General features: G+C 66.1%; 16 protein-coding genes. 5 read left to right on the top strand and 11 right to left on the bottom strand.

Going from position 1 to position 16,086, the window contains the following annotated elements; genetic code table 11:
- The coding region (locus ACFDS3_RS10155; RefSeq protein WP_375262241.1) for a histidine kinase dimerization/phosphoacceptor domain -containing protein at positions 1–1,035 on the top strand (1,035 nt) is incomplete at its 5' end.
- Between the two features lie 93 nt (positions 1,036–1,128).
- On the top strand, positions 1,129–2,079 hold the full coding sequence (gene lipA, locus ACFDS3_RS10160) for a lipoyl synthase (RefSeq protein ID WP_375262242.1): 951 nt from the start codon (positions 1,129–1,131) through the stop codon (positions 2,077–2,079).
- A gap of 134 nt (positions 2,080–2,213) precedes the next feature.
- Here the strand turns inward: lipA and ACFDS3_RS10165 are convergent, their stop codons facing one another.
- The 7 genes from ACFDS3_RS10165 to ACFDS3_RS10195 all read right to left on the bottom strand — a co-directional run bounded on the left by ACFDS3_RS10165 (position 2,214) and on the right by ACFDS3_RS10195 (position 7,802).
- Entirely contained in the window at positions 2,214–2,987 is a 774-nt protein-coding gene (locus tag ACFDS3_RS10165) for an ion channel (protein ID WP_375262243.1), read from the bottom strand.
- A 99-nt stretch (positions 2,988–3,086) separates the two neighbouring features.
- Positions 3,087–4,505, bottom strand: coding sequence for a TrkH family potassium uptake protein (locus ACFDS3_RS10170; RefSeq protein ID WP_375262244.1), 1,419 nt, complete (start codon positions 4,503–4,505; stop codon positions 3,087–3,089).
- A 138-nt stretch (positions 4,506–4,643) separates the two neighbouring features.
- The gene (locus ACFDS3_RS10175; RefSeq protein ID WP_375262281.1) at positions 4,644–5,051 is read right to left on the bottom strand and encodes a PaaI family thioesterase; all 408 of its coding nucleotides are present in this window, start codon (positions 5,049–5,051) and stop codon (positions 4,644–4,646) included.
- A 20-nt stretch (positions 5,052–5,071) separates the two neighbouring features.
- On the bottom strand, positions 5,072–5,722 hold the full coding sequence (locus ACFDS3_RS10180; protein WP_375262245.1) for an HAD family hydrolase: 651 nt from the start codon (positions 5,720–5,722) through the stop codon (positions 5,072–5,074).
- Between the two features lie 57 nt (positions 5,723–5,779).
- A complete protein-coding gene (rocF, locus tag ACFDS3_RS10185) occupies positions 5,780–6,724 on the bottom strand; it encodes an arginase (protein WP_375262246.1) in 945 nt (314 codons plus the stop codon).
- A 38-nt stretch (positions 6,725–6,762) separates the two neighbouring features.
- Positions 6,763–7,227 carry a disulfide bond formation protein B gene (locus ACFDS3_RS10190; RefSeq protein ID WP_375262247.1) on the bottom strand — a complete coding sequence of 155 codons (465 nt, stop codon included), beginning with the start codon at positions 7,225–7,227 and terminating at the stop codon, positions 6,763–6,765.
- Positions 7,224–7,802 carry a YqaA family protein gene (locus tag ACFDS3_RS10195; protein ID WP_375262248.1) on the bottom strand — a complete coding sequence of 193 codons (579 nt, stop codon included), beginning with the start codon at positions 7,800–7,802 and terminating at the stop codon, positions 7,224–7,226. The genes ACFDS3_RS10190 and ACFDS3_RS10195 overlap by 4 nt, the downstream gene beginning before the upstream one ends.
- Before the next feature lie 171 nt (positions 7,803–7,973).
- On the opposite strand from ACFDS3_RS10195, the gene mfd reads away from it, so the two are divergent.
- Positions 7,974–11,465, top strand: coding sequence for a transcription-repair coupling factor (gene mfd, locus ACFDS3_RS10200; protein ID WP_375262249.1), 3,492 nt, complete (start codon positions 7,974–7,976; stop codon positions 11,463–11,465).
- An 83-nt stretch (positions 11,466–11,548) separates the two neighbouring features.
- Complete coding sequence (locus ACFDS3_RS10205; protein WP_375262250.1) at positions 11,549–11,797, top strand: hypothetical protein; 249 nt, start codon at positions 11,549–11,551, stop codon at positions 11,795–11,797.
- 3 nt (positions 11,798–11,800) lie between these two features.
- Here the strand turns inward: ACFDS3_RS10205 and ACFDS3_RS10210 are convergent, their stop codons facing one another.
- The 4 genes from ACFDS3_RS10210 to ACFDS3_RS10225 form a co-directional block, all read right to left on the bottom strand.
- Positions 11,801–12,427 (bottom strand): DsbA family oxidoreductase, encoded by a 627-nt coding sequence (locus ACFDS3_RS10210; RefSeq protein ID WP_375262251.1) that lies wholly within the window; start codon positions 12,425–12,427, stop codon positions 11,801–11,803.
- Between the two features lie 222 nt (positions 12,428–12,649).
- Positions 12,650–13,003 carry a hypothetical protein gene (locus ACFDS3_RS10215; RefSeq protein ID WP_375262252.1) on the bottom strand — a complete coding sequence of 118 codons (354 nt, stop codon included), beginning with the start codon at positions 13,001–13,003 and terminating at the stop codon, positions 12,650–12,652.
- 57 nt (positions 13,004–13,060) lie between these two features.
- Complete coding sequence (locus tag ACFDS3_RS10220) at positions 13,061–13,225, bottom strand: hypothetical protein (RefSeq protein WP_375262253.1); 165 nt, start codon at positions 13,223–13,225, stop codon at positions 13,061–13,063.
- On the bottom strand, positions 13,212–15,044 hold the full coding sequence (locus ACFDS3_RS10225) for an extracellular solute-binding protein (RefSeq protein WP_375262254.1): 1,833 nt from the start codon (positions 15,042–15,044) through the stop codon (positions 13,212–13,214). Before ACFDS3_RS10225 ends, ACFDS3_RS10220 begins: the two co-directional genes overlap by 14 nt.
- A 339-nt stretch (positions 15,045–15,383) precedes the next feature.
- Between ACFDS3_RS10225 and ACFDS3_RS10230 the strand changes: the two genes are divergently transcribed.
- A partial coding sequence (locus tag ACFDS3_RS10230) for a 3-hydroxybutyrate dehydrogenase (RefSeq protein WP_375262255.1) occupies positions 15,384–16,086 on the top strand: 703 nt, incomplete at its 3' end.

A 16,086-nucleotide genomic window follows, 5' to 3' on the forward strand; every position in this document is an offset into this window, starting at 1 on the left:
CGTGCCACCCTTCGCTCCTACGGACTGTCCCGCGACTCGGACCTGACCTCGCTACGCGAGATCGTGGTGCTCGCGATGCGGATGTGCGGGGTCGAAAAGGGAAACATCACGTTGTTCGACGAGCAGCGCCAGTGGTTCGTCGTGCGCGAAGGAACGGATGTCGAAGAGCTTCCCCTGGAAGAAACGATCTGCATGAGGGTGATATCGCGCGCCGGCGTTACGGTGGTCGAAGATACCTGCAATGATCCGCGCACTGCCAATCTGCCGCTCTGCACGGACGGGAGCGTGGGCTTTTATGCAGGCGCGCCATTGCTGACCGGGAACGGGCGCGTGTTCGGCTCGCTCACGGTCATGGACCGTGAGCCCCGCAGCCTGTCCGAAGACCAGGTCTCGATGCTGGGGGTCCTGTCGCGGCAAGTCATGGCGCAGCTGGAACTGCGCCGGGCGCTTCGGCGGGCCGATGTGATGCGCCGCGAAGTGGATCACCGCGTGAAGAACTCGCTGCAATCGGTCGCCTCGCTGACCCGCCTGCAGTCGCGCCGCGTGGAATCGGCAGAGGCGAGCGAGGCGCTCGAGGTGGTGTCGCGCCGGATCGACACGGTGGCGGCGCTGAATTCCGAGCTTTACCGCACCGGGACGGACCGCAAGATCGGTTTGCAGAGCTTCCTGTCCTCGGTCGTGGACCTGATCCGCGCCTCCGCGCCGGAGCGGGTGAGCATCTCGCTTGACTGCGCGGACGTTAATATATCGGCCCAGCACGCCGGCAGCCTTGCCATCGTGATCAACGAGTTCACCACTAACAGCTTCAAGCACGCCTTTCCCGACGACCGCGAGGGCCATATCGAGATCGTCGGCCGCCAGACCGAGCCCGGCACCTTCCGCCTGACCTGTCGCGATGACGGGGTGGGCGTGAGCAATCCCGGCGCGGGTCTGGGCCTTGCGATCATCGACAGCGCCGTGGAAAGCCTCTCTGGCGAGATCGAGCGGGACGTCGAAGGCCCCGGCTATGCGATCACCGTCGAGTTCGGGATTTGAACGGTATCTCCTAGTCTTGCTTCCGGCGCATGGCGGGTCTCCGTGGACTTCGGGGCCACGCTTGCCTATCACCGAGGGCGAGGAGGAGCCGTCATGCCGCGCGATCTGAAGATTCCCGCCCAGCGACACCCGGAAAAGGCGCATCGTCCCGAGACGCCGCGCCTTCGGAAACCGGACTGGATCCGGGTCAAGGCACCGTCCGGCGAGGGCTACCAGGCCACGCGCGAGATCATGCGGACGCACGACCTGACGACAGTCTGCGAAGAGGCCGGTTGTCCGAACGTGGGCGAATGCTGGTCGCAGGGCCACGCCACCATGATGATCATGGGCGAGATCTGCACCCGCGGCTGCACCTTCTGCAACGTTGCGACGGGCCGTCCCGATGCTCTCGACGTGTTCGAACCCGGCCGCGTCGCAGATGCGGTGAAGAAGTTGGGGCTGAACCACGTGGTCATCACCAGCGTCGACCGAGATGACGTGGATGACGGGGGCGCCGATCACATCGCCCAGACCATCCGTGCGACGCGCCACCGCTCGCCCGGGACCACGATCGAGGTCCTGACGCCCGACTTCCTGCGCTGTGGACCCGAAGCGCTCGAGACGGTCGTTGCCGCGCGCCCCGACGTGTTCAACCACAACCTCGAGACGGTGCCCGGCCTCTACCCCTCGGTTCGTCCGGGCGCCCGCTATTTCCATTCGCTCCGGCTGTTGCAGCGCGTGAAAGAGCTCGACCCGACCATGTTCACCAAGTCCGGGATCATGGTGGGGCTGGGCGAGGATCGCCAGTCGGTGCACCAGGTAATGGACGACATGCGGGCCGCCGACGTGGATTTCATCACCATCGGTCAATACCTGCAGCCGACCTCGCGCCACCACGCGGTGGATCGCTATGTCACGCCCGAGGAATTCGCCGCCTACGAGAAGGCGGCCTGGGGCAAGGGCTTCCTGATGGTCTCGGCCACGCCGCTGACCCGGTCGAGCTATCATGCCGGCGACGACTTTGCCCGCCTCAAGGCTGCGCGCGACGCCAAATACGCTTCCTGACACGAATAGCGGCTTGGGACCGCGTGAGCGTCGACATCGCCGGAAGCCGCGGAGCCGGTTGAAGGCGCTGACGTGCCGAGCGGTCGTCGCGCTTAGCGCGGCAGATGGCCCACGACGGCGGGTGGGCAAGGGCCTCAGTACCCGCCTTCCGTCTCGATATGAATCGTCGTTCCGCAATGCTTGCAATGCACTGCGTCGGCGTCGTGAAGCGTCAGGCCGCAGACCGGGCAGGGTTGGCGCACCTTCTGGGGCCGAAAGATCACCTGCGCGAGCCGCAGGAACAACGTCACGCCGATGATCATCACCCCGACCGAGATCAGCCGGCCGGTGGTGCCCTTGAGAAGGACGTCTCCGTAGCCCGTCGTCGTGAGCGTGGTCACGGTGAAATAAAGCGCGTCGACGTAGTTGGCGATTTCTGGATTCGTGCGGTGCTGCGTCGCGTAGATGAGCCCCGTCATGACGAACAGGAACACCGCGAGGTTGATCGACGCCGTCAGCAGGGCTTCCTTGTCGCGAAAGAAGGGGAAGTCCGCTCTCAGCCGATCGAGCAGCTGGTAGGTGTGCAGCAGCCTCAGGGTCCGCAGGACCCGCAGGAACCCGGCGCCGCCGCCTGCGACAGCGATCAGGAACGACACGATGGCGAGTATATCAGCCAGCGTGATCGGGCTTGCGAGAAAGCGCATCTTGCTTTCGCTGATCGCAAGGCGGGCACAGAAGTCGGCGAGGATGACGACCCCGAAGACGACGTCGATGATGGGAATGATGCCGCCATGGGACGTGAAGGACGTCGCCACGACGTAGATGATGGTCCCGATGTCGAAATACAGCAGCCCGTAGCGGAACCGGTTGGCGCGCTCGCTCTCGCCCTCATAGAGTTCCCGTAGCGTGCTCAGCCAGCCTTGCGCCATGCGGATCCATTCATGTCTTTGTCCCTTCGTGAGGTCGCAAGGTGCCTCTCCGGAGGGCGATGGCAAGGGAACGGGGGTGGGAGAACGGTCCGGGGCCGCTCAGGTGACTTCCTTCCAGAACGTCGGAAGCAGCAGCACATAGACGGTCAGCATTTCAAGGCGCCCGACATACATGCCGAACGTGAGAATCCATTTTGCGCCCTCCGGCAGGGACGCAAAGTTGCCGGCGGGGCCGATGATGGACCCCACGCCGGGGCCGACATTCGCGACCGCGGTCAGGGCGCCGCTGACGGCCGTCGCCAGGTCCAGTCCGTAGTAGCTGAGCAGCGCGGCAAGCCCCAGCACCGTGCCCGCATAGAAGACGAAGAACGTCATGATCCCGTTGATGACGTCCGGCGAGATCGTCTTGCGCTCGTATCGCAGCGGGAAGATCCCGTGGGGCGCATGGATGCGCCTTACCTGTACGTTGATGCTGCGCATGAGGATGATCCACCGCATCATCTTGGCCCCGCCCGCGGTCGATCCGGTGCATCCCCCCATCGCCGTGAGGCAGAAGAAGGCCACGACAGCGAACGGTCCCCAGGTCGTGTGATCCGTCGTGGCATATCCGGTCGTCGTGACCACCGAGACGACGTTGAACGCGACAAGGCGCAGGGTCTCGAAGATCGGCGTCCCGCCGGTCAGGACCCGCCAGAAGGTGAGGGCGAGGATGAAGACAAGCAGGGTCATCGCCAGCGCCTGCACCTGCTCGCTGCGCACCGTCTTGCCGTTCAGCACGCGGATATACCACGCGAAGGGAAGCGCCCCCGCGAGCATGAACAGCGTTCCCATCCATTGCAGGTAGGCGCTGTCGAACAGCCCGAACGAGGAGTCCGAGGTCGAGTACCCTCCGGTCGAAACGGTCGTCAGCGCGTGGGCGATCGCCTCGAACCGCGTCATGCCGCCCGAGATGTAGACGACGGTGCACAGCACGGTCAGCGCCAGGTAGATCCAGATCGTTGCCGAGGCAAAGCGTGCGGCGCTGGCAAGCTCCTTCTCGCCCTTCTCCGAGCTTTCCGTCTGGAAAAGCTGCATCCCGCCGATGCGCATGATGGGCAGAAGGGCGATGCCGGCGACGATGAAGCCGACTCCACCGATCCACTGCAGGACGGCGCGCCACAGAAGGATCCCCGGTTCGGTTGAGTCCAGCCCGGCCATCACCGTCGAGCCGGTCGTGGTGATCCCGGACATCGCCTCGAAGAAGGCGTCGGTGGGGGACAGGCCCCAGATCCAGAGCGGCACCGCCCCGGCAGAGGCTGCGGTGATCCAGGTGGTGCCGGTCAACAGGAAAGAGTGCAGCCGGTTCAGCCGGCCGCGCCGGTTGGACGTGCTGAGCGACAGGCACGCCCCCGCCACCACCGTCAGCACGGCGGCTTCTAGGAACACGGACCGCGTGAGGGGAAAGATCAGGGCGTTGACGCCCATGAGCACACCCATCCCCAGAAGCAGGATGCCGTTGATGAAGATGACGAATGTCATGTCAGGCGCCAGTCCCCGGGCGGCAATGAGCCATCCCCTGCGTCACGAAGTGCGCCCAGGATATGAGCGGAGCACCCTGAGCAGATCGGTCATTTGAGGTCAAGGCACCGGCCACTCCTCGCGTCGTGCCGCCCCGAGCTAACGCGGCGGAATCGAATAGGTTAGCGAGGCTCGTGCCACCGGCACTTCCGTCCCTTCGGAATGGATCAGCACGTCCCCGACGGCGAGCACGCGCCCAAGTTTCAGCAGTCGCGCCTCGGCGACCAGGTCGGTCGCGGCCGCAGGCTTGCGCATGAAGTCGATCGAGCAATTCGTCGTCACGGCCAAGGCCACCGGTCCGAGGCGCGACAGGATCAGCAGGTACACCCCGACATCCGCCAAGGCAAAGATCGACGGTCCCGAGACGGTGCCGCCCGGCCGCAGATGGCGCTCGCCCACGTTCATCCGCACGCGGATGCCGGCGTCGTCCACCCTTTCGACCGTGAAGTCCTGCGCCACCTGTGGAAACGCCTCGATCAGGAAGGCTCGCAGCGCGGGGATGTCCATCACGGGGCGCTCGCTCCTGCTCACAGGGCGAGCAATTCGTCGACCACGGCCGGAAGCGAGTCGCCGCGGACCTGTGGCGCGTTCATCGCGCTGCCATAGGCGTGGCCCCGACGGACGAAGCCGGCCGTCAGTCCCGCGCTCATGGCGCCCTGGCAGTCCCACGGGTGACAGGCGACCAGCGCCATGTCCGACGGTGCCACGCCTGCGGCCTCGGCTGCATAGGTGTAGACGCGCGCTCGCGGCTTCCAGACGCCGATCTCGTCGATCGAGATCACGCGCGAGACCAGTTCGGCCAGTCCGTTCCGCTCCACGAGCGTGCGGGTCACGTCCGCATTGCCGTTGGTCAGCGCGATCACCGGCACCCCTTCGCCGGCCAGCCGCTCGAAGCCGGGCCTCACGTCGGGATGTGCGGCGAGGTTCGGAAACCCGTTGAAGATCGTGTCCGCCGCATCGGAAGCGATGCCCATCTGCTCGAGGCTCGCGCGCGCAACCTCGGCGAAGGGCTTGTAGATCCCGCAGGTGTCCAAGGCGAAGGCATCGCGCAGAAGGCTGGCGAAGAAGGGCTCCAGATCGCTTTCCTGCAGGCCTATCCGGGGAAAGAGTGGCCGCAGCGGGCCGAGCGGGAACAACGTCTCAATGACATCGAAGGCGATAGCGCGGGGCGCGGGCATGGGGGTCCTCCTCAATTCACCCGCAGCATCTAGGTGTGGCGCCCGGCTGTCCAGCGGTCACCCGCCCGAGCGGCCCACGCCGTAGCTGAAGCCCCGCGTCGGTCGGTCGAACACCCGCTTGCCCATCAGCGACGCCGTCAGCTCGACCATCAGGCGGGCCGTCCGGCCACGCTCGTCCAGCGCGGGGTTGAGCTCGACCAGGTCCAGCGACGTGACAAGTTCGGATTCCGACAGCATCTCCATCACCAGATGCGCCTCGCGGAAGGTCGCGCCGCCCGGGACGGTCGTGCCCACGGCCGGTGCGATGGCCGGATCGAGGAAATCCACGTCGAGAGAGACATGCAGATCCGCGTCCTCCGTCTCGGCAACCTTGGCGAGGAACTCGCGCAGCGGCACCGCGAACCCTGTTTCGTCGATGGCCCGCATGTCGTGCAACTGCGCTTCGGTCGCGGCAAGACGGTCCCGCTCACCCGGATCGACCGACCGCAGGCCCATCATGCACAGGTTGGGGAACGGCACCGGGGGGCCGGGCAGGGGCGGAAAGCCCTCGAACCCGTCCTGCCCTGTGAAATAGGCGACCGGTGTGCCGTGGAGATTGCCGCTTTCCGTGGTCAAGGGCGTGTGGAAGTCGCTATGCGCATCAAGCCATAGGACAAAGAGCGTCCGCCCCCGATCCGCCGCGCGCGCCGCCATCCCGGCCACCGAGCCAAGGGCGAGCGCGTGATCGCCACCCATGAAGACCGGCATTCCGGTGACACCGCGTCCCGCTTCGATCAGCGCATCGGTCCAGGCGGCAACTTCGCCCGGTTTGACCAGGTGCGCGGGACCCGGCATCCTTGGCGCGGGGCCGGGTGCCAGGTTGCCAAGGTCCTCGACCGTGTGGCCAAGGTCGGTCAGGGCGGGGGCAATGCCCGCGACACGATAGGCATCGGGACCCATCAGGCAGCCGGGGCGCGTCTGTCCGCAATCCAGCGGGACGCCGATCAAGGTAATCTCTGTCATGGGCGACAGGTGGGGCGCTTTGCGGTCGCGGCAAGCCGTCAGCGCAGGGCCTTGGCGAATGCGACCGCCCAGACACAAGCCAGCGCGAACGATGCGACGGCGTTCCACGATGCCATCGACAAGCCGGCGAAGGCCCAGGCGACCTCGTCGCACATCACGACCTTGTCCAGCGTGTCGGTCGACAGCATGTCCGCGCCGGTCAGGCCCACCAGGCTGCCGCCGCCCGAGCAGGAGGTCGGGCCCTGCCACCAGCCAAGCTCGACGCCGCTGTGGTAGACGCCGACACCTGCGGTCGTCAGCGCCGCCAAGCCGCCAACGGCCGCGGTGAGCGCGCGTGGATAGAAGACGGCCACGACCCCGGCAATGATCGCCAGCCCGTGCGGCCAGCGTTGCCAGATGCAGAGCTTGCAGGGTGCGTATCCGAACGCCTGGAACACGAAAGCGCCGAGAAGGAGGGCCGCGGACCCCGCCGCGGCAAGGATCATGAGGGAACGTGAGGTCATAGGTAGTGCATCACCACGAAACCGCCGATCAGCGCCACGCAAAACAACGTGAAAACGAGGCCGAGCCGACGCTCGATGAAGTCGCGGATCGGCGGCCCGAAGGCGCGCAGCAGCCCCGCGACGAGGAAGAAGCGCATCCCTCGCGCGACGATCGACGCGAAGATGAAGATCGGCAGCGACAGCCCGGTGGTGCCCGACAGGATCGTGATGACCTTGAACGGGAAGGGTGTCACGCCAGCGACCAGGACCGCCCATGCGCCGAACTGATTGTACCAGTCGCTGAATTCGTCGAACCGGTCGCCCTTGCCGTAGAGCTCGAGGATCGGCTGGCCGACCTGTTCGAACAGCGCCGAGCCGATCCAGTAGCCCGCAAGGCCGCCAAGCACGGACGAGATCGTCGCAACTGCCGCGATCAGCCACGCGCGCCGCGGCGCGGCGATGATCATCGGGATCATCAGCACGTCGGGCGGGATGGGAAAGACCGAACTTTCGACAAATGACACGACCGCAAGGGCCCAGAGGGCTTGCGGATGGGCGGATAAGGACAGAGTCCAGTCATAGATGCGGCGCAGCATGGCCTCGCATCACCTACGCCGTGCGAACGGTCAAGTGCGGATGAAGTGCTGGGCGGTCTTTCCCTTCGATCCGGTGGGACGTCGTGCTTTCGTGCCGCATCGATGGGCGGACCAGCCACGGCATTCGGGGGCCATTGACTTCGTCGGCCGCGTCGTTACCTGACCCGGGCCATGGCTGATCTCCAAAAAATTGCACTCGGCGGCGCCCCCGAAGGGTTCGACGCCCGCCTCGTTCTCGACGAGATCGGCAAGAGCGGTGCCGTCCTCCATGTCTCGCGCGACGACAAGCGACTTGCCGCGATGCAGGCCGCGCTCGCGTTCTACGACCCCGGCCTGCCGGTCTTCACGTTCCCGGCCTGGGACTGCCTGCCGTTCGACCGCGTCTCGCCGAATGCCGACATCTCGGCGGCGCGGATGGCCACGCTGGCCGCGCTGACCCACGGGATGCCCAAGCGGTTCGCGCTGCTGACCACGATCAACGGCGCGACCCAAAAGGTCCCCCCGCGCGAAACGGTGCGCGAAAGCTCGTTCACCGCCCGCGTCGGCAACCGGATCGACGAAGAGGGGCTGCGGATGTTCCTCGTCCGCATGGGCTTCACCCAGGCGCCGACGGTGATGGAGCCCGGCGACTACGCCATCCGCGGCGGCATCATCGACGTCTGGCCGCCGGGCCACGAGGGTCCCGTGCGCCTCGACCTGTTCGGCGACACGCTCGACGGCGCACGCCGGTTCGACCCGATGAACCAGCGCACCACCGAGAAGCTGTCCGAGGTCGAGCTTGCCCCCGTGTCCGAGGTCATCCTCGACGAAGGCGCGATCACGCGCTTCCGTCAGAGCTACCGGATTGAGTTCGGCGCCGCCGGCACCGACGACCCGCTCTACGAGGCGGTCAGCGCGGGCAAGAAGCATCAGGGGGCCGAGCATTGGCTTGGCTTCTTCCACGACAAGCTCGAAACCCTGTTCGATTACCTGCCCGGCGTGACCGTCACGCTCGACGACCAGTCCACCCCCGCCCGGCTTGCCCGGTGGGAGACCATCGCGGACCAGTACGACAACCGCCGCGAGGCGATGCAGAAGAAGGGGCGCGTGGACACCGTCTATAAGCCCGCGCCGCCCGAGACGTTGTACCTGTCCGGCGAGGCATGGGACGCCGCGACCGCCGACCGCCGGATCGTCCAGTTCCACCCGCTCGCGCAGGCCTCCGGTCCCGGCGTGGCGGATGCGGGCGGGCGGATCGGGCGCAACTTCTCGCCCGAGCGCCAGCAGGAAGGCGTCAGCCTCTTCGGGGCGCTGGCCGACCACATCGCCAAGCGCCGCCGCGAGGGGCAGGTGATCGTCGCCAGCTACTCGGAAGGTGCGCGCGAGCGGCTGAGCGGCCTTCTGGAGGACGAGGACGTTGAGGGCGCGACCGAGATCCGCGACTTCCGCGACGTGCCTGACAGCAAGGGAGGACTCTATCTTGCCGTCTGGTCGCTGGAACACGGCTTCGAAGGCCCCCACGGCAAGGACCGCCTGACCGTCATCTCGGAACAGGACGTGCTGGGCGACCGCCTTGTCCGGAAGGGTCCGAAGAAGCGCCGCGCCGAGAACTTCCTGAGCGACGCGCAGTCCCTCAGTATCGGTGACCTGGTGGTCCACGTGGATCACGGGGTCGGGCGGTTCCAGGGCCTAGAGGTCGTCACCGCCGCAGGCTCGCCACACGAATGCGCGCTGCTGGAATATCAGGGCGGCGACAGGCTGTACCTGCCGGTCGAGAACATCGAACTGCTCAGCCGCTACGGCCACGAGGAAGGCATCCTCGACAAGCTGGGCGGCGGCGCATGGCAGGCCAAGAAGGCCCGCATGAAGGAGCGGATCCGCGAGATCGCGGATCGCCTCATCCGGATCGCCGCCGAACGTCTGGTCCGCAGCGCTCCGATCCTCGAGCCCCCTGAGAACGCGTGGGAGGATTTCAGCGCCCGCTTCCCCTACGAGGAAACCGAGGATCAGCTGAAGGCCATCGAGGACGTGATGGGCGACCTCGAGCGCGGCGTCCCGATGGACCGCCTCATCGTCGGCGACGTGGGCTTCGGCAAGACCGAGGTTGCCATGCGGGCTGCCTTCATCGCCGCCATGTCCGGCGTACAGGTCGCCGTCATCGCCCCCACGACGCTGCTGGCGCGCCAGCACTACAAGTCCTTCGCCGAACGCTTCCGTGGCTTCCCGGTCGAGGTGCGGCAGCTCTCGCGCTTCGTTTCGGACAGGAACGCCAAGCTGGCGCGTGAGCGCATCGCCGACGGCACCTGCGACATCGTCATCGGCACCCACGCGCTGCTGGCCAAAAGCGTCAAGTTCAAGAACCTGGGCCTGCTGGTCATCGACGAAGAGCAGCATTTCGGCGTCTCCCACAAGGAACGGCTGAAGTCCCTGCGCACCGATGTCCACGTCCTGACCCTGACCGCGACGCCGATCCCGCGCACCCTGCAACTGTCGCTGACGGGCGTGCGGGACCTGTCGATCATCGGCACGCCCCCCGTCGACCGCCTGGCGATCCGCACTTATGTCTCGGAATTCGACGCGATCACGGTGCGCGAGGCGCTGCTGCGCGAGTTCTATCGCGGCGGCCAGTCCTTCATCGTAGCCCCGCGGATCAAGGACCTGCCCGAGCTCGAAGAATTCCTGAAGACCGAGGTCCCCGAGATCAAGTACGTCACCGCCACCGGCCAGATGGCGGCGGGCGAGCTCGACGACCGGATGAACGCCTTCTACGACGGCAAGTACGACGTGCTACTGGCGACCTCGATCGTAGAATCGGGCCTCGATATCCCGACAGCGAACACGATGATCGTCTGGCGCGCGGACATGTTCGGCCTTGCGCAGCTCTACCAGATCCGCGGCCGCGTCGGGCGCGCCAAGACCCGCGCCTATGCCTACCTGACCACCAAGCCGCGCGGGAAGCTGACCGCCACCGCCGAAAAGCGCCTGCGCGTTCTGGGGTCGCTGGATACCCTCGGGGCAGGCTTCAACCTGGCCAGCCAGGACCTCGATATCCGCGGGGCGGGCAACCTCGTGGGCGAAGAGCAGTCCGGCCAGATCAAGGAAGTCGGCTACGAGCTTTACCAGTCGATGCTGGAAGAGACGATCGCCAAGCTGAAATCGGGCGAGCTCGAAGGAGTCATCGACCTGGGCGACAGCGACTGGTCGCCGCAGATCAACATGGGCGTCCCGGTGCTCATCCCCGACGATTACGTGCCCGACCTCGACGTGCGCCTCGGCCTCTACCGCCGCCTGTCGGACCTGACCACGAAGGTCGAACTCGAAGGCTTCGCGGCCGAGCTGATCGACCGCTTCGGAAAGCTGCCGAAGGAAGTGAACACCCTGCTTCTGGTGGTGCGCATCAAAGCCGAATGCAAACGGGCCGGGATAGCCAAGCTTGACGCGGGGCCGAAGGGCGTGACCGTCCAGTTCCACAACGACAAGTTCGCCTCGCCCGAGGGGCTGGTGTCGTTCATCAAGGACCAGGATGGCCTTGCGAAGGTGAAGGACAACAAGATCGTCATTCGGCGCGACTGGTCGAAGGACAGCGAGAAGATCAAGGGCAGCTTCGCCGTCGCGCAAGACCTTGCCCGCTACGCCAAGGCGGCCGAAAAACCGCGCGAGAAGAAGGCCGAGGCAGAAAAGTAACCGATGTGACCAGCCCGTTCGGATTGGTCACATCCATCGCCAGATCGAATTCAGTTTTCCCGGCGCGGCCGTAGCATCCGTTCATGCTGCGGGTCCTCATCTTCCTCTTCGCCACCACGCCGGCCGTGTCCGACCCGCTCCCGCGCGTCGAGAAAACGCCCGTCGCGCCGTTCCTGACCGCCCAAGCCTCCACATGCGCGCGCAAGACCTGCGGCCAGATGCTCTCCTGCGCCGAGGCATGCCATGCGCTGACCGTCTGCGGCGACAGGGCGCGCGGTGCGGAGGATAATGACGGCATCCCGTTCGCAAGCCTCTGCTCCGCCCGCTGCTGATCGTCAGGTGCCGATCACTTCGTCCAGCACCCGGTCCCACAGCTCGGGCGGCTGCGCGCCGGGCACCGCTTGGCGTTCGCCCACGATGAAGGTCGGGACGCCAGTGACGCCGCGCTTGCGCGCATGGGCGTCGCGCGCGGCGACCTCGTCGCGGTCCGCACCCGAGGCGAGCAGGCGCGCGACCATGTCGCGGTCCATCTCGATCCGGTCAGCTATCTCGACCAGAACCTCGGGCTCGCCGATATCTTCGCCGCGCTTGAAATAGGACTCGAACAGCGCCGATACGGCTGCCGTCTGCCGCCCTTCAAGCCCCGCCCAGTGAATCAGGCAGTGCGCGGACAGGGTGTTCGGTACGCGGGTCATCTTCTCCCACGCGATGTCGAGGCCCGCGGCTTCGGCGGCTTCCGCCACCGGCGTGTATGCCGCCAGCGCGCCCTCGCGACCCCCGAACTTCGCTTCCATGTAAGTCTGCCGGTCGATCCCTTCGGGCGGCATGTCGTAGTTCAGCTGGAAGGGGTGCCATTCGATGATGAACGGATGGTCCGGCCGCCGTGACAGCGCGCGGTCCAGGTTCGCCTTGCCGATATAGCACCACGGGCAGATCGGGTCGGCCAGGATGTCGAGCTTCATGCAGCCTCCTCGCGCGGGACGTCGCAGGTTTCGGGTCGGGGTCCGCGGCAGCGTCTCGCGCCGGGCGGTGTCGCTCTGCCGCTTTTACCCGGCCAGTGCGGGGTCGCAAGCGGAGCAGTCGCACGCCGTCCGAAGTGAGTCACCTGAGAGCGCCGCTCTGATCGAAACGAGAAGGCGCGAACCGATCGGTCCGCGCCTCGTGTCCCTCGGTAAGGCGAAAGATCAGGTGGACGTGTCGCGCCCGATCGGCCGATCCACCTTGTCGTCATCGCCGAAGTTCCGGTCGTCGGCATAGACGTCCTCGCCCACGCCGATATGTGCGGCCGCGGCCTGGATGTTTTCGCCGTCACGGGTGTCGTCCATGGCAACATCGGCGGGCACGGCGCCTTGCTCCCACTCCTTCACCTGCCGCTCGGCTTCGGCCGCGGACAGGTCCTGGCGCTCGCCCACGTAGCGCACCAGCGCGGCGCGGTCCCCTTCGAGGTCCAGAAGATCGTTCTCTTCAGTTTCGGGGAAACGCTGCATCAGCGCTTCGGTGAAGGCGGGCCAGTTCCTCTGGATGGCGGTCCACTGCATCGGTGTCCTCCTTTATGCGTCGTGAGGCCAATGCGGCGCGGACGGGGCGGTTCCGCTTTACGGCAGGTCGTGACGGTCGCGCGTGACGATCATCACCGCGCTGCCGGCCGCATGCATCGATGCCCCCGCAACGGTGCCCGCCGCTTTGACCGGCACCTTCGCGACCGAACACCCGCCCAAGGCCATAAGGCCGCAGATAAGGGCAAACTCAGCCTTCCTCATACCACCAGACCTCCGGAAGAAAGCCAAGCCAGTCGCCGTAGATCGGCAGGCTCTCGGGGTAGTGCAGGTTCTTGTCGTGCGCCACGTGCGAAACGGGGTTGTACCACACCGGGACCACGTAGCGGCCTGTCGTCAGCACCCGGTCGAGCGCCTTGACCGCCGCGATGTAGTCCTCGCGGGACTCCGAGGTCAGCATCTCGTTGATCAGCCCGTCGATGGCGTCGGATTTCACGCCCATCCAGTTCCAGCTGCCTTCCTGGTCGGCCGCATCCTTGCCCCAGTAGAGGTACTGCTCGTTGCCGGGGCTGAGGCTCATGCCACGGGTGTACCAGGCCATGTCGAAATCGAAGCGGGTGGTGCGTTCGGTGAATTGCGCCTGGTCGACCAGCGTGATCGTGGGCGTGATGCCCAGCCGCTGAAGCGCCGCCGTGTAAAGGTCGGCGGTGCGCTGTGCGACCTGCGGCTCGTAGCCGCCCTGGCTCAGCAGGATATCAAGCTTGAACGGCTCGCCCGCTTCGTTGCGCAGGGCGCCGCCGTCGCCGATGGTCCAGCCCGCCTCTTGCAGCAGCGCCAGCGCCGCGCGGGTGTTGGCGCGGTTGCGCTCGGACCCATCGCTTTCGGGAAGGGAATAGCCTTCCATCGCGCCGGGAAGCAGGTCGTCCTCGTACTGGGCCAGCAGTTCAGCCACGCGCCCCTCGGCCGGGCCGTGATCCATTCCAAGCTGGGAGTTCGAGAAGTACGACTCGATGCGGGGCAGGGTGCCGCCGTTCAGCACCTGGTTCACGAATTCGAAGTTGAACGCCTGGATCAGTGCCTCGCGCACGCGCCAGTCGTCGAAGGGCGCCTCGCGCGTGTTCATCACGAAGCCGGTGATCCCCGACGGCCGCTCGTGCGGGATGTCGGACTTGACCACCTCGCCCGATTGCACGCGCGGGAAGGCATATTGCGACTCCCACCGCTGCGCGTCGGTCTCGCGGTTGATCGACAGCGCGCCGGACTTGAACGCCTCGAACATGACTGCCTGGTCGCCGTAGAACTCCATCCGGATCTCACCGAGGTTGGCCTGCCCCGCCATGAAGGGCAGGTCGTTGCCCCAGTAGTCGGGGTCGCGCGTCAGGGTCACGTAGCGGCCGGGCTCGTAGCCCGAGATCACGTAGGGCGCGGTCGTGATCGGGATGGTGTCGAGGCCTGATTCGCCAAACTCCTTGCCTTCCCACTGCGCCTTCTTCAGGATCGGACGCATCCCCATGATGAGCGCCAGTTCACGGTCGTTCACGTTGAATTCAAACCGGACCGTGCGGTCGTCCACCGCACGGGCATCCGCGACTTTTTGCCACGCGCCGCGATAGCGCGGGTTGCCCTCGGTCCCCAGGGTCTCGTAGCTCCACAGGACGTCCTCGACCGTCACCGGTGTCCCGTCCGAGAATCTGGCCTCGGGGCGCAGGGTGAACTCGACCCAGCTGCCGTCCTCGGCCACGTCGATGGACTCGGCCAGGAGGCCGTAGAGCGTGAAGGGCTCGTCGTAGGACCGCCCCATCAACGACTCGTAGGCGAGCGAGCGCAGCTGCCAGGGCGGATTCCCCTTCAAGATCATGGGGTTGAGCGAATCGAACGTGCCGACTTCGCCCGTCACCAGCCGACCGCCCTGCGGCGCATCCGGATTGGCGTATGGCAGATGCTCGAAATCGGCGGGCAGGGCGGGCTCCCCGAACATCGCCACGCCGTGCTGCGGCTCGGCGATTGCGGCGCTGCCAAGAAGAGCGATGGCCAGCGCTGCCGAACGGCCGGCGCGACGGGCGGAAACTACGGTCGGGATCATGGCTGATAGCGCTCCTGAAAGGTAGGATCGAGGATCAACTTATTGGACTAAATCCCCGAGATATAGCTTTTCCTTTGCGTTCCCGGGGAATCGGCGTATATAGAAGGCACTGCTCGATAGGTTTCTTGCCTGTATGAAACCTGCCTCAATGACTTAACGCCCGCCTTGTGCGGGCGTTTTTTTTTGCCCGCGAATCGAGGCATGGGCATCGGCGATCCTGGCGGCGCACTCAACCCCTCATCTGCGATGGATCACGACTGCGCGAGGGCTATCTTCCACGCCGACATCCCGCGGCGGCCGCAGGCCGGCCCGCGCGGCCACATGCGAAGGAGCGCACTCATGGATCTGAAGGGCAAGACAGCGGTCGTCACCGGATCGAACTCGGGCATCGGGCTTGGCGTGGTGCGCGAGCTGGCGCGCGGCGGCGCCGACGTCGTGCTCAACTCGTTCACCGACCGGGACGAGGATCACAAGCTGGCCGACGCCATCGGCGAAGAATTCGGGGTCAAGGCGCGCTACATCCGCGCGGACCTGTCGAAGGGCACAGAGGCGCGCAAGCTGATCGAGGATGCCGGGCGATGCGACATCCTCATGAACAACGCCGGCATACAGCACGTCGCCGGGATCGAGGATTTCCCGACCGAAAAGTGGGATGCGATCATCGCCATCATGCTTTCCTCGGCCTTCCACACGGCCGCCGTAGCGGTGCCGATGATGCGCGAGCAGGGCTGGGGACGTGTCATCAATCTGGCCTCGGCGCATGGGCTGAGGGCGTCGCCCTACAAGTCGGCCTATGTCGCGGCCAAGCACGGTGTGGTGGGGCTGACCAAGGTGATCGCGCTCGAAACCGCGCGGGACCCGGTCACCGCCAACGCCATCTGCCCCGGCTACGTGATGACGCCGCTGGTCGAGGATCAGATCCCGGACACGATGACGAAATACGACATGGACCGCGAGACGGCGATCAAGGAGGTCATCCTCGAACGTCAGCCTTCCAAGGAGTTTGCCACGGTCGAGCAGATCGGCGGCGTCGCCACCTTCC

It is taken from the genome of Palleronia sp., from assembly GCF_042089775.1.
Classification (GTDB): domain Bacteria; phylum Pseudomonadota; class Alphaproteobacteria; order Rhodobacterales; family Rhodobacteraceae; genus Palleronia.